At 71.2% G+C, this 24,765-nt stretch carries 23 protein-coding genes, 1 tRNA gene and 1 pseudogene; 10 read left to right on the top strand and 15 right to left on the bottom strand.

Annotation, left to right across the window (positions count from 1 at the left end):
* Nucleotides 1–15: 15 nt before the first annotated feature.
* Nucleotides 16–828: an exodeoxyribonuclease III gene (locus QIS99_RS10280; protein WP_282512611.1), complete on the bottom strand. Its 813-nt coding sequence runs from the start codon at nt 826–828 to the stop codon at nt 16–18.
* An 8-nt stretch (nt 829–836) separates the two neighbouring features.
* On the opposite strand from QIS99_RS10280, the gene QIS99_RS10275 reads away from it, so the two are divergent.
* A complete protein-coding gene (locus QIS99_RS10275; RefSeq protein WP_282512609.1) occupies nt 837–1,319 on the top strand; it encodes a GNAT family N-acetyltransferase in 483 nt (160 codons plus the stop codon).
* Between the two features lie 100 nt (nt 1,320–1,419).
* Here QIS99_RS10275 and QIS99_RS10270 read toward each other — a convergent pair whose 3' ends face one another.
* The 9 genes from QIS99_RS10270 to galU form a co-directional block, all read right to left on the bottom strand.
* On the bottom strand, nt 1,420–2,631 hold the full coding sequence (locus QIS99_RS10270; protein ID WP_282512607.1) for a sensor histidine kinase: 1,212 nt from the start codon (nt 2,629–2,631) through the stop codon (nt 1,420–1,422).
* A 20-nt stretch (nt 2,632–2,651) separates the two neighbouring features.
* Nucleotides 2,652–3,146 carry a hypothetical protein gene (locus QIS99_RS10265; protein ID WP_282512605.1) on the bottom strand — a complete coding sequence of 165 codons (495 nt, stop codon included), beginning with the start codon at nt 3,144–3,146 and terminating at the stop codon, nt 2,652–2,654.
* A 124-nt stretch (nt 3,147–3,270) separates the two neighbouring features.
* A tRNA-Ala gene (locus tag QIS99_RS10260) sits at nt 3,271–3,344 on the bottom strand.
* An 87-nt stretch (nt 3,345–3,431) separates the two neighbouring features.
* Nucleotides 3,432–4,595: a divisome protein SepX/GlpR gene (gene sepX / locus QIS99_RS10255; RefSeq protein ID WP_282512604.1), complete on the bottom strand. Its 1,164-nt coding sequence runs from the start codon at nt 4,593–4,595 to the stop codon at nt 3,432–3,434.
* Between the two features lie 196 nt (nt 4,596–4,791).
* Nucleotides 4,792–5,439, bottom strand: a complete 648-nt coding sequence (locus QIS99_RS10250) for a GNAT family N-acetyltransferase (protein WP_282512778.1) — start codon at nt 5,437–5,439, stop codon at nt 4,792–4,794.
* Nucleotides 5,436–5,951, bottom strand: a complete 516-nt coding sequence (locus QIS99_RS10245; RefSeq protein WP_282512777.1) for a MogA/MoaB family molybdenum cofactor biosynthesis protein — start codon at nt 5,949–5,951, stop codon at nt 5,436–5,438. Before QIS99_RS10245 ends, QIS99_RS10250 begins: the two co-directional genes overlap by 4 nt.
* Before the next feature lie 86 nt (nt 5,952–6,037).
* The gene (gene moaC / locus QIS99_RS10240) at nt 6,038–6,517 is read right to left on the bottom strand and encodes a cyclic pyranopterin monophosphate synthase MoaC (RefSeq protein ID WP_282512603.1); all 480 of its coding nucleotides are present in this window, start codon (nt 6,515–6,517) and stop codon (nt 6,038–6,040) included.
* Nucleotides 6,518–6,599: 82 nt separating this feature from the next.
* Nucleotides 6,600–7,937, bottom strand: a complete 1,338-nt coding sequence (glp, locus tag QIS99_RS10235) for a molybdotransferase-like divisome protein Glp (RefSeq protein WP_282512602.1) — start codon at nt 7,935–7,937, stop codon at nt 6,600–6,602.
* Nucleotides 7,938–7,941: 4 nt separating this feature from the next.
* A complete protein-coding gene (gene galU, locus QIS99_RS10230) occupies nt 7,942–8,844 on the bottom strand; it encodes a UTP--glucose-1-phosphate uridylyltransferase GalU (RefSeq protein WP_282512601.1) in 903 nt (300 codons plus the stop codon).
* Nucleotides 8,845–8,937: 93 nt separating this feature from the next.
* Between galU and QIS99_RS10225 the strand changes: the two genes are divergently transcribed.
* Nucleotides 8,938–9,540 carry a 5-formyltetrahydrofolate cyclo-ligase gene (locus tag QIS99_RS10225; RefSeq protein WP_282512776.1) on the top strand — a complete coding sequence of 201 codons (603 nt, stop codon included), beginning with the start codon at nt 8,938–8,940 and terminating at the stop codon, nt 9,538–9,540.
* Here QIS99_RS10225 and QIS99_RS10220 read toward each other — a convergent pair.
* Complete coding sequence (locus QIS99_RS10220; RefSeq protein ID WP_282512598.1) at nt 9,530–12,340, bottom strand: penicillin acylase family protein; 2,811 nt, start codon at nt 12,338–12,340, stop codon at nt 9,530–9,532. The two genes, QIS99_RS10225 and QIS99_RS10220, sit on opposite strands and share 11 nt — an antisense overlap.
* A 260-nt stretch (nt 12,341–12,600) precedes the next feature.
* Here QIS99_RS10220 and QIS99_RS10215 point away from each other — a divergent pair, with 260 nt between their 5' ends.
* The 6 genes from QIS99_RS10215 (at nt 12,601) to mscL (ending at nt 18,479) form a co-directional block, all read left to right on the top strand.
* Nucleotides 12,601–14,100 carry a potassium/proton antiporter gene (locus QIS99_RS10215; RefSeq protein ID WP_282512775.1) on the top strand — a complete coding sequence of 500 codons (1,500 nt, stop codon included), beginning with the start codon at nt 12,601–12,603 and terminating at the stop codon, nt 14,098–14,100.
* A 284-nt stretch (nt 14,101–14,384) separates the two neighbouring features.
* Entirely contained in the window at nt 14,385–15,668 is a 1,284-nt protein-coding gene (locus tag QIS99_RS10210; RefSeq protein ID WP_282512596.1) for an MFS transporter, read from the top strand.
* A gap of 67 nt (nt 15,669–15,735) precedes the next feature.
* On the top strand, nt 15,736–16,089 hold the full coding sequence (locus tag QIS99_RS10205; RefSeq protein WP_282512594.1) for an FmdB family zinc ribbon protein: 354 nt from the start codon (nt 15,736–15,738) through the stop codon (nt 16,087–16,089).
* A 101-nt stretch (nt 16,090–16,190) separates the two neighbouring features.
* Complete coding sequence (locus tag QIS99_RS10200; RefSeq protein WP_282512592.1) at nt 16,191–17,051, top strand: S-methyl-5'-thioadenosine phosphorylase; 861 nt, start codon at nt 16,191–16,193, stop codon at nt 17,049–17,051.
* Nucleotides 17,052–17,417: 366 nt separating this feature from the next.
* Nucleotides 17,418–17,825 (top strand): hypothetical protein, encoded by a 408-nt coding sequence (locus tag QIS99_RS10195; protein ID WP_349017290.1) that lies wholly within the window; start codon nt 17,418–17,420, stop codon nt 17,823–17,825.
* A gap of 108 nt (nt 17,826–17,933) precedes the next feature.
* Nucleotides 17,934–18,479: a large conductance mechanosensitive channel protein MscL gene (mscL, locus tag QIS99_RS10190; RefSeq protein WP_282512588.1), complete on the top strand. Its 546-nt coding sequence runs from the start codon at nt 17,934–17,936 to the stop codon at nt 18,477–18,479.
* Nucleotides 18,480–18,486: 7 nt separating this feature from the next.
* On the opposite strand, the gene QIS99_RS10185 is transcribed toward mscL, so the two are convergent.
* From QIS99_RS10185 to QIS99_RS10170, 4 genes and pseudogenes are all read right to left on the bottom strand, one after another.
* Entirely contained in the window at nt 18,487–18,699 is a 213-nt protein-coding gene (locus QIS99_RS10185) for a hypothetical protein (protein ID WP_282512587.1), read from the bottom strand.
* Nucleotides 18,700–18,847: 148 nt separating this feature from the next.
* Nucleotides 18,848–19,651 carry a pyruvate formate-lyase-activating protein gene (gene pflA, locus QIS99_RS10180; protein WP_282512584.1) on the bottom strand — a complete coding sequence of 268 codons (804 nt, stop codon included), beginning with the start codon at nt 19,649–19,651 and terminating at the stop codon, nt 18,848–18,850.
* A 96-nt stretch (nt 19,652–19,747) separates the two neighbouring features.
* A pseudogene (locus QIS99_RS10175) lies at nt 19,748–20,659 on the bottom strand (pyruvate formate lyase family protein); the annotation flags it as partial.
* A 220-nt stretch (nt 20,660–20,879) separates the two neighbouring features.
* On the bottom strand, nt 20,880–22,310 hold the full coding sequence (locus QIS99_RS10170; protein WP_282512582.1) for a NarK family nitrate/nitrite MFS transporter: 1,431 nt from the start codon (nt 22,308–22,310) through the stop codon (nt 20,880–20,882).
* A gap of 227 nt (nt 22,311–22,537) precedes the next feature.
* Here QIS99_RS10170 and QIS99_RS10165 point away from each other — a divergent pair, with 227 nt between their 5' ends.
* Both QIS99_RS10165 and QIS99_RS10160 read left to right on the top strand, forming a co-directional pair.
* Nucleotides 22,538–23,728 carry a P1 family peptidase gene (locus tag QIS99_RS10165; protein WP_282512580.1) on the top strand — a complete coding sequence of 397 codons (1,191 nt, stop codon included), beginning with the start codon at nt 22,538–22,540 and terminating at the stop codon, nt 23,726–23,728.
* Between the two features lie 164 nt (nt 23,729–23,892).
* On the top strand, nt 23,893–24,690 hold the full coding sequence (locus tag QIS99_RS10160; protein WP_282512579.1) for a DUF6227 family protein: 798 nt from the start codon (nt 23,893–23,895) through the stop codon (nt 24,688–24,690).
* Nucleotides 24,691–24,765: the final 75 nt, after the last annotated feature.

Genomic DNA, 24,765 nt, shown 5'->3' with positions numbered 1-24,765 from the left:
GGCGCCCAGCAGGGCCTACAGGCCGTAGACCACCGTCACCGGCGCGTGGTCACTCCACCGCTCGGCATGCGTGGCGGCCCGCTCCACATACGCCTTGACCGCCTTGCCCGCGAGGCCCGGGGTCGCCATCTGGCAGTCGATCCGCCAGCCCGTGTCATTGTCAAAAGCCCGCCCCCGGTACGACCACCAGGAGTACGGTCCCTCGACGTCCGGGTGCAGCTCGCGCACGACGTCGACGTAGTCCTCCAGGACCTCGTCCAGCCAGGCCCGCTCCTCGGGCAGGAACCCGGCGTTCTTCTTGTTGCCCTTCCAGTTCTTGAGGTCCGCCTCGCGGTGGGCGATGTTCCAGTCGCCGCAGACCACGACCTCGCGCCCGTCGGCGGCGGCCTTCTGCTTCAACTCCCGCAGGTGGACGAGGAATTCGGCCATGAACCGCTCCTTCTCGTCCTGCCGCTCCGTGCCGACCTCACCCGAGGGCAGGTACAGGCTCGCCACCGTCACGCCCGGCAGATCCACCTCGACGTACCGCCCGGCGGCGTCGAACTCCGCCGAGCCCCAGCCGATCCGCACCCGGTCCGGCTCGCGCCGCGTGTAGAGCGAGACGCCCGCGCGCCCCTTGGCCGCGGCGGGCGCGTGCACCACGTGCCAGCCCTCCGGCGCGCGCACCGGCTCCGGCAGCTGCGCCTCCTCGGCCCGCACCTCCTGCAGGCACACGGCGTCGGCGTCGGTCGCGGCCAGCCACTCCACGAAGCCCTTCTTGGCGGCGGCACGCAGCCCGTTCACGTTCACAGTGGTCACAGTCAGCACCCCGACACGGTACCGGCACACTGGAACGCATGGAGATCAGGCCGACGCCGTACGACCACCCCGACGCGATCAAACTCAGCGACGAGGTACTGCAGGAGTACATCCGCCGCTACGGCGAGGACGAGGGCGACGCCACCCCGCTCGCCCCGTCGATGTTCCGGCCACCGCACGGCCTCTACCTCCTCGCGTACGACGAGCACGACCGCCCCGTCGCCACCGGCGGCTGGCGCACCCAGGACGCCAACCCCGAGGGCTACGCGGACGGCGACGCCGAGATCAAGCGGATGTACGTCATCCCAGAGGCCCGCGGCCGCGGCCTGGCCCGCCGCATCCTCGCCCGCCTGGAGGGCGACGCCCGGGCCGCGGGCCGCACCCGCATGGTCCTGGAGACGGGCATCGAACAGCCCGAGGCCCTCGCCCTCTACGCCTCCGAGGGCTACGCCTTCTGTGCCACCAAGTTCGGCCACTACCGCCACCACGACCCGAGCCGCTGCATGGCCAAGCCGCTGTGAGCCAGGCCATTCCCCGGTGAGCCCGCCTGTGAGCCCCCTGCGGCCCGCCTGTGGGTCCAGCCGTGGGCCCGCCCGCCGGTGAGCCCGCCGATGGCCCCGCTCACTCCTCGCTGAGCGCGGCCCGCAGATCCAGTACGGCCAGCGCCCCGCCGCCCGCCGGGTTCTCAAGCCGCAACCGCGCCCCGAGCACCCGTGCCTGCCCCCACGCGATGGTCAGCCCGAGCCCGAGCCCCTGCTCCCCCGCGCCCGTACGGAACCGCTGCGGCCCGCTCGCCAGGACCTCCGCCGGAAACCCGGGCCCACGGTCGCGTACGCGGACGACGCCGCCCTCGACCTCGACGGCCACCGGCGCCGCCCCGTGCCGCAGCGCGTTGCTCACCAGGTTCGCGACGATCCGCTCCACCCGCCGCGGATCCGTCTCGACCCGCGCGTCCCGCACCACGTCGACGCTCACCCCGCCCTGTCCTGCGGCGCCCGCGGCGGCCGCCTTGCGCACCAGGTCGCCGAGGCCGCACAGCTCCGCCTCGGCCTGCTCGGACGCGACGTCGAGGCGGGCCACCTCGATCACGTCGTCGACCAGCTCCCGCAGCCGCCGCGCGCTGTCCTGCACCAGCTCCGACGGCCGCCCCGGCGGCAGCAGACCGGCCGCCGTCACCATCCCGGCCACGGGCGTACGGAGTTCATGCGCGATGTTCGCGGTCACCTCACGCTCGGCGGTGAGCCGTCCGGCGAGCGCGTCCGCCATCGTGTTCACGGCCCGGGTGAGCCGTGTCACCTCGTCCTTGCCGTGCAGCGGAAGGCGTGCCGTCAGATCCCCGTCGGCGATCCGCTGCGCCGTGTCCGCCGACGCGGTCAGCCGCCGCCCGAGCCGCGTCGCCACGACCAGGCCCATCGCACACGCCAACGCCGTCCCGGTCCCCCCGGCCAGCCAGAGCACCCGGTCCAACTCCCGTACGGTGACGGCCTCCCGGTCGTACGGCCGGCGCAGCGCGATCACGTCGCCGTCCCGCCCGCTCGCCGCCCACAGCCACTGTTCCCCGCGCCGGTCCGTGTCCAGGAACACCCCCCACCGCCCGGCGGCCACCGCGTCCGCCAGCGGCTTCGGCAGGTCCGGCGGGTTGATCAGCGTCCCGGCCACGTCGACCCCGGCGGCGCGGTCCTGCACGGCGGTGTGCAGCCGGTCCCCGATCGTGCCGGTGGCGGCCGTGAACTGGTCGTCGACGGTGCGGTGGTGCACGAGCAGCCCGATCACCACGGACACCAGGGCCGCCGTCCCCGCGATGGCGAGCCCGATCTTCGTCCGCAGTCCCATGCCGTGCCGCCGCCGCCCGCTCAGAACGCCGGCACCGAGAGCCGGATGCCCTGCAGCTGCACGTTCTCCGCGGCCTGCGGCAACTCCTCGGGCCGCGCGGGCACGACGGTCGCCCGCCGGTAGTACGCCACCCGCTCCTGCTTCTCCAGGCCGCTGAGCGTCACCGTCACCTCGTACGGCTCCCGCCCGCAGCCCGGCTGGCACCAGGCCCCGCTGAGCCGCCCGGTCGCGGTCGCCTTGGCCCCGCCCCAGTCACCCCAGCGCAGCCCGGACAGACCTACGGAGTCGCTGAGCCCCACCGAGGTGGGCCGCTGCAACGGCTGCCCCAGCGCATCGGCGACGTACACCGGACCGCTCACCGGCGACGGCTCGATCGCGGGCCCCTGTACGTACAACCCGCTCGGCCCGCCGCAGCCGCCGAGCAGCAGTACGCCGAGCAGCACGCCGGGCAGCAACCCGGGCACCCCGGGCACCCCGCCACCGGTGCGGAGGAAGGACGGAGATCGGCGACACATGGGTCAAATGTATTGATACGGGCAAATCTCCGCATATGGCGCCCGAGTCGGAGTCCGGGGTGGAGGAGTGCCCCGGCAAGACGAGAACCCCGCCGGATGAATCCGACGGGGTTCTCAATTGCGGTGGACCTGAGGGGATTTGAACCCCTGGCCCCCTCGATGCGAACGAGGTGCGCTACCGGACTGCGCCACAGGCCCTTGCAACGAGTGAAACTCTAGCACCCTCATCAGGGTGCTCGGAAATCCGTCCCCGCGCGGCTCCCGCGCTGGTCAGATACCCGGCCCTCACTCGTTGGCCGCGCGCGGCCGGTCGCCGTCCTCGTACTGGTCGAAGAGCGGCGTGCGTCCGCGCTCGCGGCTGCGCCGTGCGGCGGCCCGGCGCGCGGGGCCCTCGCCTCCGGAGCGTCCGCGGCGCGGCTCCTCCCCGGCCGGCTGCGCCGCCTCCTCGGCCTGAGGCTCCTGCGGCTGTCCGGCCGCGCTGGACCGCGCCGAGCTCCAGGTGTCGGGGGCGCTGAGGTCGATGCTGCCGGTGGCGCGGGGCGCGACGGGGGCGGTGACGTACGTCGGCAGCGGCACCGGCACGGGCTCCCAGCTGTCGCCGCGGGCGGCACCGCGGTCCCGCTCGCGCTGCTGGTCGACCCATTCGGCGTGGTCGGTCTGCTCGACCAGGGCCCGGCGGTCGGCGGCGAGCGCGGAGAGGCCGGGCCTGTCGGCGGAGCCGGCGCCGTGGCCGTCACCGTCCTGCTCGTCCGCGCTCTCGCCCGCCGCGGGCCTGCGCCCGGCGGGCCGCCGCTCCCGCAGCTGCCGCGCCGCGGCCTCGGCCCGGCGGCGGTCCATCACGTAGGTGTAGCGGCGCCGCTCCTGCGCACGCAGATAGACGATGTACGTGCTCAGCAGCACCGCCGGGACGCCGGGCGCCCACAGGAACGCGAGCCCGCCCACGGCCGCGACGACCGAGCCGAGCGTGAACGCCAGGAAGAGCACCACCGTGGTGCGCCGACGGCGCGCGAGCACCTTGGTGCGCCGGGCGCGCGCGGCGGCCGCGGCCACCTCGGGGCGCGCGGGGCGCTGCTCCTGCCGGGGTTCTCGGGGCTGCTCGCGCGTTCTCGGCTTTTCGCCGCGCTGCTCTTGTTCGCCGCGCTGCTCGTGTTCGCCGCGCTGCTCGCCGTCCTCGGACACGGCGAAGGCCCGGACGTCGACGGATCCCGTGAGGGGTTCCGTCGCGGCGTCCGGGTCGGCCATGGGCTCTTCCCCTTCGGTACGCGCCCGCAGGTCCTTGGCGTACCGACGCTCCATTCCCGCCCGCCCGGACAGCAGGCGGATGGCGGTACTGAAGCGTTCCGTCGGACGGGCTTCGTTGAGCTCGTCCTGCCTACGGAGCCACATCGGCACCAAGTAGGCGGCCCAGGCCCCGACAATGACTGCGTAGATGAGGCCGCTGCTGCTCACGCCTCACACGGTAGAGGGGTTTCGTTGAGGCCATCTGCCAATTCCGCCGGTGTGTCGCACGATCTGGCTGATATCTCGAACTTTTTTTGTGACTGATGCGATCAGCAGGCTTCGCGAGCAGGACATCCGGAGGCACCGGAGGCATATTCGCGGTCAATCCGCGCGCTTTTTCGAACACACATTTTATTTCGCGGAGTCAGGTCGTGTTCCGCGGTGTGTCCTTCGGGTTGTTTCCGGATCGCCGCTGGTGCCAGCGGGTGAGCAGCCCTTCCGGGACCTCTTCCACGGTGAGCGCGAACACGAGGTGGTCCCGCCAGGCGCCGTCGATGTGGAGATAGCGCGGGCGCAGCCCTTCCTCACGGAATCCGAGTTTCTCCACGACCCGGCGGCTCGGGGTGTTCTCCGGCCGAATGCAGACTTCGACGCGGTGCAGACCGACGGTCCGGAAGCAGTGGTCGACGACGAGCGCGACCGCCGTCGGCATGACGCCGCGCCCGGCCACGGAGCGGTCGACCCAATAGCCGATATGGCCCGAGCACATCGAGCCCCAGGTGATCCCGGCGACCGTCAACTGGCCCACCAGACGCCCCTGGTACTCGATCACGAAGGGCAGCATCCGGCCCGCGTGGGCCTCCGCGCGCAGGTGTCGCACCATCTGCCGGTAGGTCGGCCGGGCCGTGATCGGGCCGCCGGGTCCGGGCGGCGGAATCGTGGCTTCCCAGGGCCGCAGCCAGTCGCGGTTGCGCTGGTTGACCTCCCGCCAGGCGCGCTGGTCGCGCAGCTTTATGGGGCGGAGGACGACATCGCCGTCCGCCGGCCTCGCGGGCCAGGCAGGGCTGTTCAGCTCGGGCTCCCGGGGGCTCCGGTGCCGTGGCCCGCGTCGGGTCTGGGGTGGTCGCCGCCGCGGATCTGCTCGACGGCGTGCACGAGCAGCGGTTCCAGTACGGCGAGCCCGTCCCGTACGCCGCCGGTGGAGCCCGGCAGGTTCACGATCAGGGTGTGGCCCGCGAGGCCGGCGAGGCCGCGGGAGAGGACCGCCGTGGGCACCTTGTCCCGGCCGTACGCGCGGACGGCCTCGGCGATGCCGGGCACGTCGAGGTCGAGGACGCGGCGGGTGGCCTCGGGGGTGCGGTCGGTGGGCGAGAGGCCGGTGCCGCCGGTGGTGAGCACCACGTCGTAACCGGCGTCGACGGCCGCGCGCAGCGCCTGCTCGACCGGGTCGCCGTCGGGCACGACCTGAGGCCCCTCGACCTCGAAGCCGAGGCCGCGCAGGCCCTGGGCGAGGATCGGGCCGCCCTTGTCCGGGTAGACCCCGGCGGAGGCGCGGTTGGAGGCGGTGACGACGAGGGCCCTCATGCGCGGCTGGGGCTTCGTGCCCGGCTGGAGCGCCGTGCCTGGCTGGGGCTTCGCGCCCGGCTGGGGCGCCGTGCCCGGCTGGGCGTTCATGCCCGGCTCCAGTCTCCGGACTTGCCGCCGGTCTTCTCCTCGACGCGGACGTCGGTGATGACGGCGCCCTTGTCGACCGCCTTGACCATGTCGATCACGGTGAGCGCGGCGACGGTGACGGCGGTCAGTGCCTCCATCTCGACGCCGGTGCGGTCGGTGGTCTTCACGGTGGCGAGGATCTCCACCGCGTCGTCGGCGACGCTGAGTTCGACCTTCACTCCGGAGACCGCGAGCGGGTGGCAGAGCGGGATCAGGTCGGGGGTGCGCTTGGCACCCATGATCCCGGCGATCCGGGCGGTGGCGAGGGCGTCGCCCTTGGGCACGCCCTCGCCCCTGAGCAGTTCGACGACGCGCGGGGAGACCAGGACGCGGCCGCCGGCGCGCGCGGTGCGGGCGGTGACGTCCTTGTCCGATACGTCGACCATCCGGGCGGCGCCCGCCTCGTCGATGTGCGTCAGTCGGTCCTGCGTACTCATCTGCTGTGCGCTCCCGGTCAGGGCTCCGGCGGGCCGTGGTGGGCCTCGTGTGGGCAGCCACGGTACCCGCACCGGGCGGGGCTCAGCGGAGCAGGATCACGTCGAGTTCGGTGCCGGGGGCGGCCTCGGCGGTGTCCTCGGGGACGACGATCAGGGCGTCCGCGTGCGCCAGGGCCGCGATCAGGTGGGAGCCGGAACCACCCACGGGGGCGACGGTGCCCTGCTCCTCGTCGTACCGCCCGCGCAGGAACTGGCGCTTGCCGGAGGGGGAGGTCAGCGGCTCGCGGCTGTCTAGGGCGGCGCGGACGGTGGGGCGGCTGACGTCCTTGAGGCCCATCAGGGCGCGGATCGCGGGACGGACGAACAGCTCGAAGGAGACGTACGAGCTGACCGGGTTGCCGGGGAGGGCGAGCAGCGGGGTGTGGTCGGGGCCGATGGAGCCGAAGCCCTGGGGCTTGCCGGGCTGCATGGCGAGCTTGCGGAACTCGATGCCGCTGCCCGAATCGCTGCCCTCCTCCCAGTCCCCGGCGCCCTGGAGCGCCTCCTTCACGACGTCGTACGCCCCTACGGAGACGCCGCCCGTGGTGACGAGGAGGTCGGCGCGGATCAGCTGGTCCTCGATGGTGGCGCGGAGCGTCTCGGCGTCGTCGGCGACGGCGCCCACGCGGTAGGCGATGGCTCCGGCGTCCCGCGCGGCGGCGGTGAGGGCGAAGCTGTTGGAGTCGTAGATCCGGCCCTCGGTCAACTCCTCGCCGGGCTGGGTGAGTTCGCTGCCGGTGGACATGACGACCACGCGCGGGCGGGGGCGTACGCGGACCGTGCCGCGGCCGATCGCGGCGAGCAGGGAGATCTGCGGCGGGCCGAGGACGGTGCCGGCGGCGAGGGCGCGCTCGCCGGACTTCACGTCACTGCCGCGCGCGCGGACGTGGGCCCGCGCGGCGGCCGGGCGGTGCACGCGGACCTCGCCGGCGGCGCCTTCGGGGGCCAGGCTGTGCGGCGTCATCGTGCCGGCCGGGCCCTCGCCCAGGCCGCCGTCGGTCCACTCCACCGGGACGACGGCCTCGGCGCCGGGCGGCAGCGGGGCGCCGGTCATGATGCGGGCGGCCTGGCCGGGGCCGACGACCAGGGAACCTGCGCTGCCCGCGGCGACGTCGCCGATGACTTCGAGGACGGCGGGGAACTCCTCGGTGGCGCCGGCGACATCGGCGGTGCGGACCGCGTAGCCGTCCATCGAGCTGTTGTCGAAGGGCGGCAGCGAGACGGGCACCGTGATGTCCTCGACGAGGACGCAGCCCTGGGCGTCGAGGAGCTGCAGCTCGATGGGGTCCAGGGGGTGGACCGTGTCGAGAATGTCCTCAAGGTGCTCGGACACCGACCAGAGGGGGGTCTGGCCGGTGGCCGCCGTCGTGCTGCTGCTCAAGGTGCTACATCTCCTCTGCGACGTAACTGCGAAGCCAGGCGCGGAAGTCCGGGCCCAGGTCTTCACGTTCGCACGCGAGTCTGACAATGGCACGCAGATAGTCGCCGCGGTCGCCGGTGTCATAGCGGCGGCCCTTGAAGACGACGCCGTGCACGGGGCCGCCGATCTTCTCGTCCGCGGCCAGCTGCTGGAGCGCGTCGGTCAGCTGGATCTCGCCGCCGCGGCCGGGCTCGGTCTTGCGGAGGACGTCGAAGACGGCGGGGTCGAGGACGTACCGGCCGATGATCGCGAGGTTGCTGGGGGCGTCGGCGGGTTCGGGCTTCTCGATGAGGCCGGTGACCTGGACCACATCGCCCTCGCCGGTCGGCTCGGCGGCCGCGCAGCCGTAGAGGTGGATCTGGGAGGGCTCGACCTCCATGAGCGCGATGACGCTGCCGCCCTCGCGGGCCTGGATGTCGACCATGCGCTGGAGCAGCGGGTCGCGGGCGTCGATCAGGTCGTCGCCGAGGAGGACCGCGAAGGGTTCGCTGCCGACGTGCGGGGCGGCGCAGAGGACCGCGTGGCCGAGGCCCTTGGGGTCGCCCTGGCGGACGTAGTGCATGGTCGCCAGGTCGCTGGACTCCTGGACCTTGGCGAGGCGGCCCTGGTCACCCTTGCGGGCAAGGGCCTCTTCCAGCTCGTAGTTGCGGTCGAAGTGGTCCTCAAGGGGGCGCTTGTTGCGGCCCGTGACCATCAGGACGTCGGACAGACCGGCTGCCACGGCCTCCTCGACCACGTACTGGATCGCCGGCTTGTCGACGACCGGCAGCATCTCCTTCGGGGTGGCCTTGGTGGCCGGGAGGAAGCGCGTGCCGAGGCCTGCTGCCGGGATGACAGCCTTGGTGATCGTGGGGTGCGACTCAGTCATGCCCAGCACCATAACCGGTGCGAATGTGCGGAACATGTGCGTCCGGTTAATTGATTCGCTTAGGCCTGGATATGAGGGGTTTGTGAGTTGGCTGTGAACTCGAACACCAACGGCAAGGCTGACAAGGCGACGTTGCGCGGAGAACTCCTCGAAGCGAGGCGCCGGTTGCCGGAAGATGACGCGCAGGAGGCGGCCGCGGTTCTCGCCCGCCGCGCACTCGAACTCGACGAGCTCGCGGACGCGCACACAGTCGCCGCGTATGTCTCGGTCGGCCGCGAACCCGGCACCCGCGCGCTGCTCGACGCCCTGCACGCGCGCGGGGTGCGGGTTCTGCTGCCGGTGCTGCTGCCGGACAACGACCTCGACTGGGGCCTCTACACGGGCACTGAGCGGCTCGTACGCGCGGGGCGCGGGCTTCTGGAGCCGGACGGGGCTCGGCTCGGCCCGGACGCCGTTCTGGGCGCCGACGCGGTGCTCCTTCCCGGCCTCGCCGTGGACGCCCGCGGCATGCGCCTGGGGCGCGGCGGCGGCTCGTACGACCGGGTGCTCGCCCGGCTCGCGCACGCGCGCGTGCAGCCGCCGCTCGTCGTGCTCCTCTACGACGACGAGGTGGTCGCGCGGGTCCCGGAGGAACCGCACGACCACCCCGTGCACGCGGTGGTGACCCCTTCCGGGGTCCGGCGCTTTACGGCTTGAGCACCAGGTCGTTCTCCGTCCTCGCCTCGACCGCCTTCTCCGAGTAGGCCCAGTTCAGGAGCTCGCCCTTGACCCATTTCTCGGTCTGGTCGGTGTAGTTGGGGCTGTACGCGTGCCCCGACGCACCGGTCAGGTTGATCCACTTCGACTTGTCGAAGTCGCCGAGGTTCACCACCATGCGCATCGACGGCACCCAGATCACGCCGTAGCCGCCGGCCGCGTTCCAGCCCGTGGCGTTCACCGCGGCCTCGCCGCCGCCCAGCTCCCAGGGGCCGCGGTTGAGCAGCCACTGCATGAAGCCGGGGCCGTCGGTGCCGATGGTCTGGTTGTCCAGCTGCAGGCGGTGCAGGCGGCCCCAGCTCCAGCTGTCGATGTTCTTGCCGAGCTTCGCGGTCAGCTCCCAGCGGGCGTCCTCCATGGCACGCGCGAAGAGCTGGTCGCGGGTCTTGGTCTCGGAGTCGGTACGCGTGGAGGGCGACTGCCACCAGTCGTTGTCCTCGTCGTCCAGGATGTTCCGTACGACCTCGAACCAGCGGTCGCCGCCGTCCGGCTGGGCCGCGTCCGCCGCCCGCTCGCCGCACTCGCGCACCCGCGCGTCCGGGTCGTCGACGGGACCCGTCTTGTCGGCCGGCGGCACGTTGATGCAGGAGCCCTCGACCCGCAGCTCCTTGGGCAGCTTGTCGCCGAAGGCCAGCTTCAGGATGTTGCGCCAGACCGCGTTGAAGTACGCGGCCGCCGCCGAGTCGGCGTCCTGCGTGTAGTCCCAGCCCTCCAGGAGTTCCTGCGCCTCGCGCACGTACGGGTCGGTCACGTCGATCTTGAGCAGCTTGGGCGTGAGCATCTTGGCGACCTCACTGCTGTTGTCCAGCTGCATCGTGCGCATGTCCTCGGTCGAGATCTTGCCGCCGTCCTTCAGCTTCGACTCGATGAGGTCGTTGATGCGCTGGCTGCGCGCGCCGTAGCCCCAGTCCTTGGTGAGCTCGTACGGGTACTTGGAGTCGGTCACCGCCTGGTTGGCCGTCACGATGTACCCGCGCTCGGGGTTGTACTCGTAGGGCAGGGCGCTCTGCGGGATGTATCCGGTCCAGCGGTACTCCGGGTCCCAGCCGGGGGCCGGGAGCGTGCCGTCGTGCTGCTTCGCGCGCGTGGGGATCTTTCCGGGGGCCTGGTAGCCGATGTTGCCCTCGGTGTCGGCGTAGATCAGGTTCTGCGAGGGGACCTCGAAGTCGGCCGCGGCCTTGCGGAAGTCCTGGAAGTTCTTCGCCTTGTTGAGCGCGAACACGGCGTCCATGGACTTGCCGGGGCTCAGCGCGGTCCAGCGCAGGGACACCGCGTACCCGTCGGCGCGGTCGGGGGCGGCGCTGCCCACGGGCGCCTCCTGGCCGACCTTGCCGAGCTCGTCGTTGCGGTCGGAGACCACCGGGCCGTTGTTGGTCTCGCGGACCACGATGGTCTTGTCCTCGCCGCCGGCGACCTTGATGGTCTCCTTGCGGGTCTTGAACGGCTCGACCTTGCCGCCGTACTGGTAGCCGTCGCCCTGGATCTTCTCCAGGTAGAGGTCGGTGACGTCGGCGCCGAGGTTGGTCATGCCCCAGGCGATGTCCTGGTTGTGGCCGATGATCACGCCCGGCATGCCGGAGAAGGTGTAACCCGACACGTCGTACTGGCACTTTGCGGAGACGTCCCGGCAGTGCAGGCCCATCTGGTACCAGACCGACGGCAGCTGGGGCGCGAGGTGCGGGTCGTTGGCGAGCAGGGGCTTGCCGGTGGTGGTGTGGTCGCCGGACACGACCCAGGAGTTGGAGCCGATGCCGTTGCCGTTCGGGCCGATGGCGTCGGGAAGCTTGTCGAGCACGTCGGAGAGGCCGGACATCTGGGTCGCGAGGCCGCCCGCGGTGCTGCCGCCGCCCGCGATGCCGTTGGCGGTGCCGGTGCCCGCTTCGGTGCCGGTGCCCGCCTGGATGCCGGTTCCTGTGCCGGTGCCCGCGCCCGTGCCGGACTGCTCCTGGACCGAACTCCCCTCGGGGTCGTACGTCTTGGAGCCCGCGGCGAGACCGCCCTCCTCGACGATCGGCTTGTGCAGGTCGTACGGATAGTCCGGGTACAGGTCCTGGATCTGCTTCGGGCCGAGGCGGCTGTGCATCAGGGAGCGGTCGATCTCGTCCTGCATGTTGCCGCGCAGGTCCCAGGCCATGGCCTTCAGCCAGGCCACCGAGTCGACCGGCGTCCACTTCTCGATCTTGTAGTCGTTGGTGAAGCCCAGGGCCGCGTATTCGACGGAGACGTCCGCGCCGTCCTTGCCCTCCAGGTACGCGTTGACCCCCTTGGCGTACGCCTGGAGGTACTTCTTGGTCTCCGGGGTCAGCTTGGTGTCGTACTCCCGCTGTGCGACGTGGTGCCAGCCGAGGGTGCGCAGGAATTCATCGGTCTCGACCTGGCTCTTGCCGAACATCTCGGAGAGCCGACCGGAGGTCATGTGGCGCCGGACATCCATCTCCCAGAAGCGGTCCTGCGCCTGCACATACCCCTGGGCCATGAACAGATCCTCGTCCGAGGAGGCGTAGACCTGCGGGATGCCGTTGCTGTCACGGCGGACGTCGACCGGGCCTGCCAGGCCGTCGAGCTGGATCGAGCCCTTGGTCTGCGGCAGCGAGGCACGCACCGTACTGACGCTCCAGTACGCGCCGAAGGCCACGCCCGCGACGACGGCAAGGACCAGTGCAATCACGACGAGGCGGGCACGTCGCCCCTTCTTCTTGCCGGTCTTCTGGCCGGAAGAGGCGCTTTCATTGGCGGGCATCGCTGTCCTTGCTGTCCTTCGAGCGGGCTGGTCGGCCGAGCTGGCTCTGCGGTCCGGGAAGTGCTGGGAGCAACCATAGGACGAGGCAATGACAGCCTCGGACTCGGTGTGGACAACTCCGGCCGGCAGCAGTTGCCGGGGACGTTTCGGCCGCGGAGTCCGATATCCGATCGACATCAAGGAAGCGTTAACGATTAGGTAAGGTAACGAAGTACCCCGCTCTTACGCGCCAAGTCCCGCGCCCCTGAAAGGAACGGCCACTGACTGTTCATCAGCTCAACGAGCTCCTTCTCGTCTGCTCCCTCGTCCTGCTCATCGCGGTCGCGGCCGTGCGCGTCTCCTCGCGCAGCGGCCTGCCGAGCCTGCTCCTGTATCTGGGGATCGGGATTGCGATCGGCCAGGACGGATTCGGCAACGTCGTGTTCGACAATGCCGAGTTGACCCAGGTGATCGGCTATGCCGCGCTGGTGGTGATCCTGGCCGAGGGCGGTCTGGGCACCAAGTGGAAGGAGATCAAGCCCGCGTTGCCGGCGGCAGCTCTGCTGTCGCTGCTCGGCGTCGCGGTGAGCGTGGGCATCACGGCCGCGGGCGCGCACTATCTCGTCGGGCTCGACTGGCGCCAGGCCCTCATCATCGGCGCGGTCGTCTCGTCCACCGACGCCGCCGCGGTCTTCTCCGTGCTGCGCAAGGTGCCGCTGCCCTCGCGCATCACCGGCGTGCTCGAAGCGGAATCCGGCTTCAACGACGCCCCCGTCGTCATCCTCGTCGTCGCGTTCTCCACCACCGGCCCCATCGACGAGTGGTACCTCCTCGTCGGCAAGATCGCCCTGGAGCTGGCCATCGGCGCCGCCATCGGCCTCGCGGTGGGCTGGCTCGGCTCATACGGGATGCGGCACGTCGCCCTGCCCGCCTCGGGCCTCTACCCGATCGCCGTGATGGCCATCGCGGTGTCGGCGTACGCGGCCGGCGCACTGGCGCACGGCAGTGGCTTCCTCGCCGTCTATCTGGCAGCGGTGGTGCTCGGCAACTCCAAGCTGCCGCACTGGCCGGCCACCCGGGGCTTCGCCGACGGGGTCGGCTGGATCGCGCAGATCGGCATGTTCGTCCTGCTCGGCCTGCTCGTCACGCCGCACAAGATGCTCGACGACATCGTGCCCGCCATCCTCATCGGCCTGGTCCTGACCCTCCTCGCGCGGCCGGTCTCGGTCTTCCTCGTGCTGCTGCCGTTCCGGATGCCCTGGCCGGAGAAGGCCCTGATGTCCTGGGCCGGCCTGCGCGGCGCGGTGCCCATCATCCTGTCGACCATTCCGATGGTGACCGGCGTCCAGGGCAGCGAAAAGATCTTCAACATGGTCTTCGTCCTGGTCGTCGTCTACACCCTCATCCAGGGCCCGACCCTGCCCTGGCTCGCCAAGGCGCTCGGGGTCGGCCGGGGCGAGGAGGCGGCCGACCTCGGCGTCGAGTCCGCGCCCCTTGAGCGGCTGCGCGGGCACCTGCTCTCGATGACAATCCCCGAGAAGTCCAAGATGCACGGCGTCGAGGTCGCGGAGCTGCGGCTGCCGGCCGGCGCCGCCGTCACCCTCGTCGTACGGGACAAGCAGTCGTTCGTGCCCACCCCGGCCACCGTGCTCCGGCGCGGCGACGAACTGCTCGTCGTCACCACCGACCCGGTGCGGGACGCCACCGAGCGGCGGCTGCGCGCGGTCGGGCAGGGCGGCAAGCTGGCGGGCTGGCTCGGCACGGGCGGGCCGTCCTCGTAGTCCCGGTCGGGTGCCGGTTTCGGGGCCGGCCCTCCTGGTGGCGCCCGTCAATCGCAGGCTCAGACTGTGTGATCCCCCTCATTCGGAGGCGTATGCGGCCGCCGCCCCGTACAATCAAGGCACAACGAATCGAACCACCTCTGTCTGAAGCAGAGCTGGCGCGACCGCACGGCGGCCGCGGTCCCCCGCAGTGGACCGGGTATCACCGACGTTCTTCTGCGCAAGAGGACAGCTCTCGGCGCCGCCACACGGGCCCGCCACCAGGCAGCAGAAAGGCAAGGACCGTGGAATCCGCGGTCAACTCCACCTCCCGCCCCGGGTACGGACAACTCCTGCGCACACCCCGCGCCCTCTCGTTCGTCCTGCCCGGCTTCGCCGCGCGTCAGCCGTTCGCGATGCTGACCATGTCGATCGTCCTGCTCGTCCAGCACACCACCGGCTCGTTCGGCAGCGCGGGCGCCGTCGCCGCCGTCGCGGGCGTCTCCATGGCGCTGTGCGCCCCGCAGAGCGGCAAGCTCACCGACCGCTACGGCCAGGCCGCCGTCCTGATCCCCGGCGTCCTCGTGAACGCCGTCTCGGTGATCGCCCTCGCCGCACTCGCCCTCGCCGACGCGCCCCTGTGGGCGCTTTTCGTCGCCGCTGTGCCCGTCGGCGCCTCGGTGCCGCAGGCCGGGCCGATGGTGCGGGCCCGCTGGGCGGCCGTCCTCGACCACCCCGAGCGGCGTGCGCTGACGCCCACTGCGGCCGCTTTTGAATCCGTCACGGACGAGTTCACGTTCGTGGTCGGCCCGGTGCTCGCCACCGCCCTGTGCACCTTCGTCCACCCCGGAGCGGGCCTCGCCGCCCAGGCCGCGCTGACCCTGGCCGGCGGTCTGCTCTTCGCCGCGCAGCGCGACACCCAGCCCGCGGCGCACGGTGCGCTCGCCGGCCACGCGCGCGTGGAGCACGTTTCCGCGTTCTCCGTGCCCGGTGCGCGCGTCCTCGCGGTCGCGTTCCTCGGCATCGGCTCGGTCTTCGGCGGCATGCAGGTCGCCCTCACCGCCTTCGCCGAAGAAGCCGGCCAGCCCGGCGTCAACGGCCTCCTGTACGGCATTTTCGCCGCGGGCAACATGCTCGCCGGGATCGCCTGCGGAGCCATCGCCTGGAAGGTCGGCCCGCGCCGCCGCCTCCTCGTCGGGTACGCCGCCCTGGCCGTCACCGCGTCCATGCTGTGGACGGTGCACTCCGTGGCGCTCTTCGCCGTACTGGGACTGCTCGTCGGCATGTGCATCGCGCCCGCGCTGATCTCCGGGTTCACGCTCGTGGAGAGCCTGGTTCCGGCCTCCGCGCGGACCGAGGCGTTCACGCTCCTCACGGGTGCGGTGGCGCTCGGTCAGGCCGGCGCCGTCACGCTGACCGGCCGGCTTGCCGACGCCCATGGTGCGAGCGCCGGATTCCTGGTGCCGATGGCCGGTACGGTGCTCGCGCTGCTGACCCTCGTCGCCCTGCGCTCCCGCCTCGCTCCGGCCGTGAAGAGCCGGACCGTGGCACGTGGCGTCGGTCACCGCTCGCCCGTGGCAGTGGACTGATCCCGAGGAATACGTCACTATGGACCGTCGTTAGCACTCATCGAGTGAGAGTGCCAGGAGGAAGCAAGTGCCGACCTATCAGTACCAGTGCACCGCGTGCGGCGAGGGCCTTGAGGCGGTGCAGAAGTTCACCGACGACGCCCTGACCGAGTGCCCCGGCTGCAGCGGACGCCTCAAGAAGGTGTTCTCGGCGGTCGGCATCGTCTTCAAGGGTTCCGGCTTCTACCGCAATGACAGCCGCAACTCGTCGTCGAGCAGCACGCCCGCGGCGTCCGCGTCGAAGTCCGCCTCGTCGACGTCCACGGCGTCCTCGGACTCCGGCTCTTCGTCGTCGACGAGCTCGTCGTCGGGCTCATCGACCGCCGGTTCCTCGTCGTCCAGCTCCTCCAGCTCGACCGGAAGCAGCAGCTCCGCGGCCTGACCGGCCCGCACCACACGTTCCGGGAGCCCCGCAGGTCAGCCGACCGCGGGGCTTTCGGCATGCCTGCCCCCGGAGATCCCGGCTGCACTACGCTGCTGCGCATGGCGAACGCACACAACGGTGGCGCTGCGGCGTCCGCGGACATAGGCGTCATCGGCGGCTCGGGTTTCTACTCGTTCCTCGACGACGTCACCGAGATCCAGGTCAGCACCCCTTACGGCGAGCCGAGCGACTCCCTGTTCCTCGGCGAGATCGCCGGCCGGAAGGTGGCGTTCCTGCCCCGCCACGGCCGCGGCCACCATCTGCCGCCGCACCGGATCAACTACCGCGCCAACCTGTGGGCGCTGCGCTCCGTGGGCGTGCGCCAGGTGTTCGGCCCCTGCGCGGTGGGCGGGCTCCGCCCCGAGTACGGCCCGGGGACGCTGCTCGTGCCCGATCAGCTCGTCGACCGTACGAAGAGCCGCGTACAGACGTACTTCGACGGGGTGCCGCGGCCCGACGGCAGCATCCCGAACGTGGTGCACACGACGTTCGCCGACCCGTACTGCCCCGAGGGCCGCAGCGTCGCCCTGAAGGCGGCCCGCGCCCGCGACTGGGCGGCGGTGGACGGCGGCACCATGGTCGTCGTGGAGGGCCCGCGCTTCTCCACCCGCGCCGAGTCGCAGTGGCACGCGGCCGCCGGCTGGTCGGTGGTGGGCATGACCGGGCACCCCGAGGCGGTGCTCGCCCGCGAACTGGCCCTCTGCTACACGTCGTTGTCCCTCGTCACCGACCTGGACGCGGGCGCGGAGACCGGCGAGGGCGTCTCGCACGCGGAGGTCCTGAAGGTCTTCGGCGAGAACGTGGCCCGGCTGCGGGACGTGCTGTTCGACGTGGTGGCGGGCCTTCCGGCGGCCGACGAGCGGGACTGCCTGTGCACGCGGGCGCACGACGGGTGGGACTTGGGGATCGAGCTGCCCTGAGGGTCCTCGTACGGGGGGGTGGGGCCGGAACTTCCCCTTCGGGTGAGGGAGTTGTCCACAACCGCGAGGTTGTCCACAGGGCCGGGCGGGATCGGCCGGAACCGTGGATCGTGAGGGGCGTTCAGGCGAATTCCCCTACGGCAGGCGGTGGTTGCCATGCCCTCGCGCTCCAGCGCCCACACCTCTCCCCCGGTCCCTCCTCCGATCCCTCCTCCAGCCCCTCCCCCGCTTCCTCCTCACTCGGTGCCTCCTCCCTCCACGCCGACTCCGGTTCCGCCCACGTGCGAGGTTCCGCACTTTCCTCCGCTGCGGGTGCGCGGCGGCCGGCTGCGGGGTGCTCTGCGCCGCAGCCGTAACCGTCGCACCGTGGCCGCGGGGCTCGCGATGGCCGCGGCCGCGCTCGCGGCTGCGGGACCGCAGGGGTTCGCCGGGCCGCCGGACCGCCCGGCGGAGGACCAGGGCGAACGCACCACGCCCTCGGCGAAACCGGGCGGGCCCTCCGCCCCTGATCTCGTGCGCGCCCCGGTACGCATCGCGGACGCGGAGACCGTACGGCTGCTGCGCCCCGGCGACCGCGTCGACGTCATCGCGGCCCCCACCTCCGGCGCCCGAGCCACCCGCGTGACCTCGGGCGCACGCGTCACGGATGTCTCGGCCGGCGAGCAGGCGTCCCTGGAGGGCGGCGCGCTGATCGTGCTCTCCGTACCGCGCGCGGATGCGGTGAAGTTGGCCGGTGCGGGCGCCAACTCCCGTCTGGCGGTGGTCCTGTGCTGACCCGCACGCACTTTTCGTCAACTCACCTGATCGTGTCAGCGGATTGGACGCACCTCACATGTGCCGGGCCTAATTGCACGGTCAATCGCACATACGAAGAAAGGCTCCGTGGTGAGCGAGGAGAAGAAGCCGGGCGTCTGGGAAGGCTTCAAAGCGTTCCTGACGCGTGGGAACGTGATCGACCTGGCCGTCGCGGTCGTCATCGGTGCGGCGTTCACGAACATCGTGAACGCGGTGGTGAAGGGCGTCATCAACCCGCTGGTCGGCGCCTTCGGCACGAAGGACCTGGAAAGCTACAGCTCCTGCCTGAAGGGCCCCTGCGAGACGGACCCGGAGACCGGGGACGTCATCTCCGGCATCCCGATCAACTGGGGCACAGTCCTCAGCGCGACGCTCAGCTTCCTGATCACCGCCGCGGTCGTCTACTTCCTCATGGTCCTGCCGATGTCGAAGTACCTCGCCAAGGCGGAGGCGCGGCGGAAGGCCAAGGAGGGCGTCCAGGAGACGCTGGAGGTCTCCGAGCTGGAGGTGCTCAAGGAGATCCGGGACGCGCTGGTCGCCCAGCGCGGCGGTCCCGGTGGTGGCGCTTCCGGGACAGGTGGTGCCGGGGACGGCGGTGGCTCCGGCGACGGTCCGGTGGACACCAGCAAGTAGCGGACGCTCAGAGGTGGTGGGGCGGCTTCTCGTCGAGGAAGCGCGCCAGGTCGGAGGCGCTGTCGCTGCCGCTGGGCCGCTCGCCCCACCCTCGGTCCGTGTCGTCCGCGGACTGCTGGTCCAGCGGATCGTCGAAGTTCAGGGCCGGGGCCGGCTTGGCCTTCGGCTCGGGCCCGGTCTTCGCGTCTCGCGGTCCGGGTGCGGGGGCGGCGCTGCTCATGCCTCCAGGATACGGCTCCGGCGACCCGGCGGGCGCTGCTCTGGGTCCAGCTCTGGGTCCAGCTCTGGGTCCAGCTCTGGGTCCAGCTCTGGGTCCAGCCCCAGCTCCAGCCCCGGCTCCGGCTCCGGCTCCGGCTGCGACTCCGGCTTCACACCGCCTTCAGGCCGTGGGCCTCGAAGATCTCCTTCGCCAGAGCGAGCTGCTCGGGGGTGGGCGACGGGGTGTCGTGCAGCGTGAAGTTCATGCCGAGCGCTTGCCACTTTCCCTCCCCCAGCCTGTGGAAGGGCAGCACGTCCACGCGCGCGACGTTGCCAAGCCCGCCGGCGAAGGTGGCCACTCCCTCGATGTTCGCCGGGTCGTCGGTCAGACCGGGGACGAGCACGAACCTGACGTGCACCTCCTTGCCGAGGTCGGCGAGGCGCCGGGCGAAGTCCAGGGTGGGCTGCAGGGGCCGTCCGGTCACCTTCTCGTAGGTCCCCCGGTTCCAGGACTTGATGTCGAGCAGCACCAGGTCGACGTCCCGCAGCAGGGCGCCGGTGGCGCGGGCGCCGAGAAAGCCCGAGGTGTCCAGGGCGGTGTGCAGGCCGAGTTCGTGCTTGAAACGGTGCAGCAGCTCCCCGGCGAAGACGGGCTGCAGCAGCGGCTCACCGCCGCTGACGGTGGCGCCACCGCCGGCCGCCGCGATGAACCCGGTGTACTTCGCGGCCTCCTTGACCACGTCGTCCGCCGAGGTGCGCTTCCCGTTGCGCATCCGCCAGGTGTCGGGGTTGTGGCAGTACAGGCAGGTGAGCGGGCAGCCGGAGAGGAACGTGACGAAGCGGCTGCCGGGGCCGTCCACGCCGGACGACAGGTCCCAGGAGTGCACCGTGCCCTCGATCGGGCGGTGCTTGGCGGCACCCGCGAGGGTGGCGGCGCCGAGGGCTGCGAGGTTCTGGTCGAGCAGGACGGTCATGGCGTAACTCCACTGTTCCTCGGCGGAGTTGAGGTCAGCGGCGCCCGGTGCCGGGGTGAGGGCCCGGCACCGGGGCCGCAGCTGAGGGGTGGCTCACAGAAGGGCCTTGGCTACGTTGACGCGGGCGCCGAAGAACTGCATCTGCTTGCCGACCGCCATCGCGGAGACGCAGCAGGCGATCGCGGTGTCATCGCCGTACTTGGGGCGCATCAGGTCGTCGGACTCGAACTGGAGGGCCGACGTGTCGATGGCGACCCGCGCGGCGAAGTCCTTGAAACCTTGCGGAAGTTGCCGCGACCAGAGGACGGTGAGGTTCGGCTCGGGGGCCGGGCCCAGGTTGTAGAGGGTCTGCAGGGCGCGGAACGTGGTCCGCGTGACCAGCGGGCGGGCGTCCGCGCCGATGCCCGCCATGGACCAGGTGACCAGGCCGGGTCGCCGGAGTACAGCTCGTTGTACTCCGGGGTGCGCAGGAAGCGGACGATGCGGAGCTTGATGACGAAGTCGTCGATGAACTCCTGCGCCCGCTCCTCGGTGAGGACGCCGTTGTCGATGTCGCGCTGGAGATAGACGTCGAGGAAGGCGTCGATGCGGCCGATCGACATGGCCGCGCCGTTCTGCTCCTTCACGGCGGCGAGGTACGCGAAGTACAGCCACTGGACGGCCTCCCGGCCGGTGGCGGCGGGGAGGGAGATGTCGTTTGGAGGGGTCGATGAAGCCGGGCCGGAAGGCGTCGATGCGGGAGGGGGTCTGTACGTCGACGTCGTGGACGCCCTGCTCGATCTCCTTCGGGAACATCGCGAGGAGCTGGTCCCAGAGGGCGGTGGTGCGCTCGGTGGGGCCGGCGAGGAAGGAGGCGTCGCCCTCGTACGGGGTGTAGTTCTGCTGGACAAAGTCGCGGACGTCGACGGCGTCGCGCCACAGCCCGCCCTTGAAGCCCTCCCAGGCCTCGCCGTTCGCCGTCTTCTCCAAGGGAGTTTTCGCCGTCTCCTCCAAGGGAGTTGCGGTCATCGTGCACGCCTTCCGCTCGCTGTGCCTGCGCTCCCCTCCATTGCACTCCCGTTGATCGATCATTTGGCTCGGCGATGGTCCCCTGTTTCGAGCCGGAGGACCCGTGATCCTCCGGGACTTACGGCCACGGGGCTTACGGCGACGAGGCTTACGGCCACGGGGCGTACGGCCACGGGACGAGCCCCCGAAGGGACCCGCCTCGTGAGTGGCCGCGCGCCGGTCAGGAGGGCGACTCGGCGCCCTTGCGGGCGTAGAACCACCAGGTGACCGCGATGCAGCTGACGTAGAAGGCGACGAAGCCCCACATCGCGCTGGTCACCGAGAAGTTGGCGAAGAGCGCCGGGATGAAGAAGAAGCCGTAGGCGGCGACGCCGGCGGTGAAGCCGGTGACCGCGCCGGACTCCATCTCGGTCTGCTTCAGGGCCCTGGCGTACTCCGGGGTGCCTTCGGTCAGGCCCCTCAGGTGCTGGTTGCGGAAGATCACCGGGATCTGGCGGAACGTCGAGCCGTTGCCGATGCCGGAGAAGAAGAACGCGGCGAGGAAGCAGAGGAAGAAGCCGGTGAAGTTGCCGGTGGAGTTGCCCGAACCTGAGCCTGCGGGCAGGAAGTTGATGACACCGATGATCGAGAGGGCCATGCCGGCGAAGGAAAGGATGGTGACGCGGGCGCCTCCCAGCTTGTCGGCGATCCAGCCGCCGGCCCAGCGCGCCAGGGCGCCGAGTGCGGGGCCCATCCAGGCGTACGTCGCGACCGAGTAGTCCGGGAAGGTCGTCTTGATCAGCATCGGCAGGGCGGCGGCGAAGCCGATGAAGGAGCCGAAGGTGCCGACGTAGACCCAGGTCATCAGCCAGTTGTGCTTGCGCCTGAAGATGATCTTCTGCTGGCGGAAGGAGGTCGACGCCGACTTCAGGTTGTTCTGGCCGAACCAGGCGACGAGCGCCAGCACGATCAGCACCGGGACCCACACGAACGCGGCGTTCTGCAGGTACACCGGCGAGCCGTCCGCCTTGTGCTGGGCCGAGCCGACGGCGACGACCGAGCTGGTGATGACGATCGGGGTGAGCAGCTGGACGACGGAGACGCCGAGGTTGCCGAGGCCGCCGTTGATGCCGGTGGCGTTGCCCTTCTGCGACTTCGGGAAGAAGAAGCCGATATTGGCGAGGGAGGAGGAGAAATTGGCGCCGCCCACGCCGCAGAGCGCGGCGATCATCGCCATTTCCGTGAAGGAGGTCGAGGTGTCCTGGATCGCAAATCCGAGCCAGATCAGCGGGACGATCAGAACGACCGTGGAAAGGGCGGTGAAAGTGCGCTGGCCGATCTTGGGGCCGAGAAAGGTGTAGCAGATCCGGGCCGTACCGCCGGTCAGACCTGGGATCGCCGTCAGCCAGAACAGCTGCGAGGTACTGAAGCCGAAGCCGACGTCCTTGAGGTTCGTTGCGGTGACGCTCCACACCTGCCACACCACGAAGGCGACGAGAAGGGCGGGGACGGCTATCCACAGATTGCGGGCGGCGACCCGCTTTCCGATGGACTTCCAGAAGAGTTCGTTCTCCGGTTCCCAGTCGGTGATGGTGCGTCCGGGCCGGTATTGCGCGAGGTCGTACGACCGCCCGGCACTTGTGGCCACTTCTTCCCTTACGGCAGGACTCATGGCGTGGTTCCTGGGGGTGAGGAGGATGCCTTACTCATTCAGGGTGTCTGCGGAACAGGAGAGGAATCAGAGCAATTGGTCGTGACCGCGCGTTGCCCAAGGGCCGTCTTTGGACGTGTCCTAGGTCCCGGGCGAGCCGGCCGCACCGACTGGTCGGACCCGCCGGCCGTGCCACGCGGACGACCAGCTCCTCCCGCCCCAACTCCCCTGATCCGTAAGGTGCGTCCATGGACTCCTCAAGCAGCTCGAAGAACAGGGCGGGCCGAACCGGCGGCAAGGATTCGCTCACCGATGTGGGCGGCCTCCGGGTCGGGCACGCGAGTCGCGTCGGGGACGGCTGGCTCACGGGTACGACCGTCGTCCTCGCACCGGCCGGCGGGGCGGTCGCGGCCGTGGACGTACGCGGCGGCGGCCCCGGCACACGGGAAACGGACGCGCTCGACCCGCGCAACCTCGTGCAGCGCATCGACGCGGTGGTGCTCACTGGCGGCAGCGCGTACGGGCTCGACGCTGCGGCCGGGGTCATGGGGTGGCTGGAGGAGCACGGGCGGGGCGTGCCGGTGGGCGGGCCCGGCCGGGTCGTGCCGGTGGTGCCCGCAGCCTGCCTCTTCGACCTGGGGCGGGGCGGCGACTGGCAGGCGCGTCCGGGTGCGGAGCTCGGGCGCGAGGCGGTGGAGCGGGCCTCGGCCGAGGTGACACAGGGCAGCGTCGGCGCCGGGACCGGTGCCGTGGCGGGAGGAATGAAAGGGGGCGTGGGGACGGCGAGCGTGCGCCTGGGTTCGGGGCACACAGTCGGCGCGCTGGTAGTGGTGAACGCCGCTGGCTCGGTGGCGGATGCGTCGTCCGGGGTGCTGTACGGGCGGTACTTCGAGGACGGCGCGGGGCCGGTCGAGCGCCCGGCGCCCGAGGTGCACGCCCGCGCGCGAGCCCGGCTCGCGGAGGCGCAGACGGAGACCGCGCGCCGCCAGAACGGCGGTGAACCCAGCATCGCAACGGCAGTGACGACAGCGACGGAAGCGACCGCAGTGACGGAAGCGACCGCAGCGACGGCGCCGACGGAGCCCGGGCGTCCGAAGCTCAACACCACGCTCGCCGTCGTCGCCACCGACGCCACGCTCAGCCGGGCGCAGGCCCAGAAGCTCGCGGGCACCAGCCACGACGGCTTCGCACGCGCCATCCGGCCGGTGCACCTGCTGCACGACGGGGACACCGCGTTCACCCTGGCCACCGGCGAACACCCCTTGCCCCAGGATGAGTTGGAGCAACTTAATGCGGTCAACGCGATCCTGGCGGCGGGCGCGGACACGGTCACCCGCGCGATCGTCCGGGCGGTCGAGGCCGCGGAGACGGTCGACGGACCGGGCGGGGTGTTTCCGTCGTACGGAGACCTGTACGGGGGCCCGCACGGAGACCTGTAACAGGGAGGTGATCGAGTAACGGTGCCGTGGTCCGACAGGCGTGCGGGAACTTCGACGGAGGCCCGTACGTTTTCCAGAACCCCGGGCATGATGTTCCGCCGAGGGGCTACGGTGAGCGGTCACAAGGTGACATGCAGCGACGCGAGCGACGCCGGGAGTATGCCTTGAGCGTTCCGTACGAGACACCGGAGACGCCGGAGACACCGGAGACACCGGAGGAGCACCTCGAAGGGCTGCTCGGGCGGGCCCTGAACTCCTTCGAGCTGCCCGACGAGACGATAGCCCTGCTTGAGTCGGCCCTCACCTTCGACAGCTCGCTGCGCTCCGCCCACCACAGCGCCGGCCTGCACCTCGAGACGCACCGGCACACGTTCCTGCTCGCCGACGGCCAGGCGCTCACGCTCTGGGAGTTGGAGCACAACACCGGACCGGGCGGCACTCCGAGCGCAGAGACCCTCCACGAGCTCTACGCGGACGAGGAAGAGGCGCATATCGCCGCGTCCCGTCTGCTCCCGAGCGACACCTGCGGCCCCGCCTGCCCGGACGCCGCGGAGGGCCGCATCCCCGGCTGCGAACCGCCGACGTTCGACCCCGTCCAGCTGATCGCGTCCCCCGCCCCGATCCAGCGGTCGTACGCGCTGGACGACTCCGCCGACCACGCCCGGCGCCTCCTCCGCCGCGCGGAGAACACCGACCGGCCGGACACGGACACGACGCTGCTGCTGCGCACCGCGCTCGCGCACCAGATCACGCAGGCCTTCGGCAACCCCTGCCGGACGGGCACGCCCGGCCTCTGCTTCGCGCTCTACGAGCACGCGTTCCTGCTCGCCGACGGCCGCGAGGTCAGCCTCTGGGAGGTCGAGCACACGGCCACGCCGGACGGCCGCCACATGTGCGAGGTGTACGTCAGCGAGACGGCAGCACGTACGGCGATGAAGCGGCGGGCTTCTCGTACGAGTTGAGGCGTACGTGCGGAGGCTTACGCGTTGCGGCGTACGCGCACAGGACACCGGGCCGCCGGGCCGCCGGGCTCACTT

This window comes from Streptomyces solicavernae, from assembly GCF_029968095.1.
GTDB classification, from domain to species: domain Bacteria; phylum Actinomycetota; class Actinomycetes; order Streptomycetales; family Streptomycetaceae; genus Streptomyces; species Streptomyces solicavernae.
Note: the sequence above shows the minus strand (reverse complement) of the source record. Positions and strands in the feature narration are given on the sequence as shown.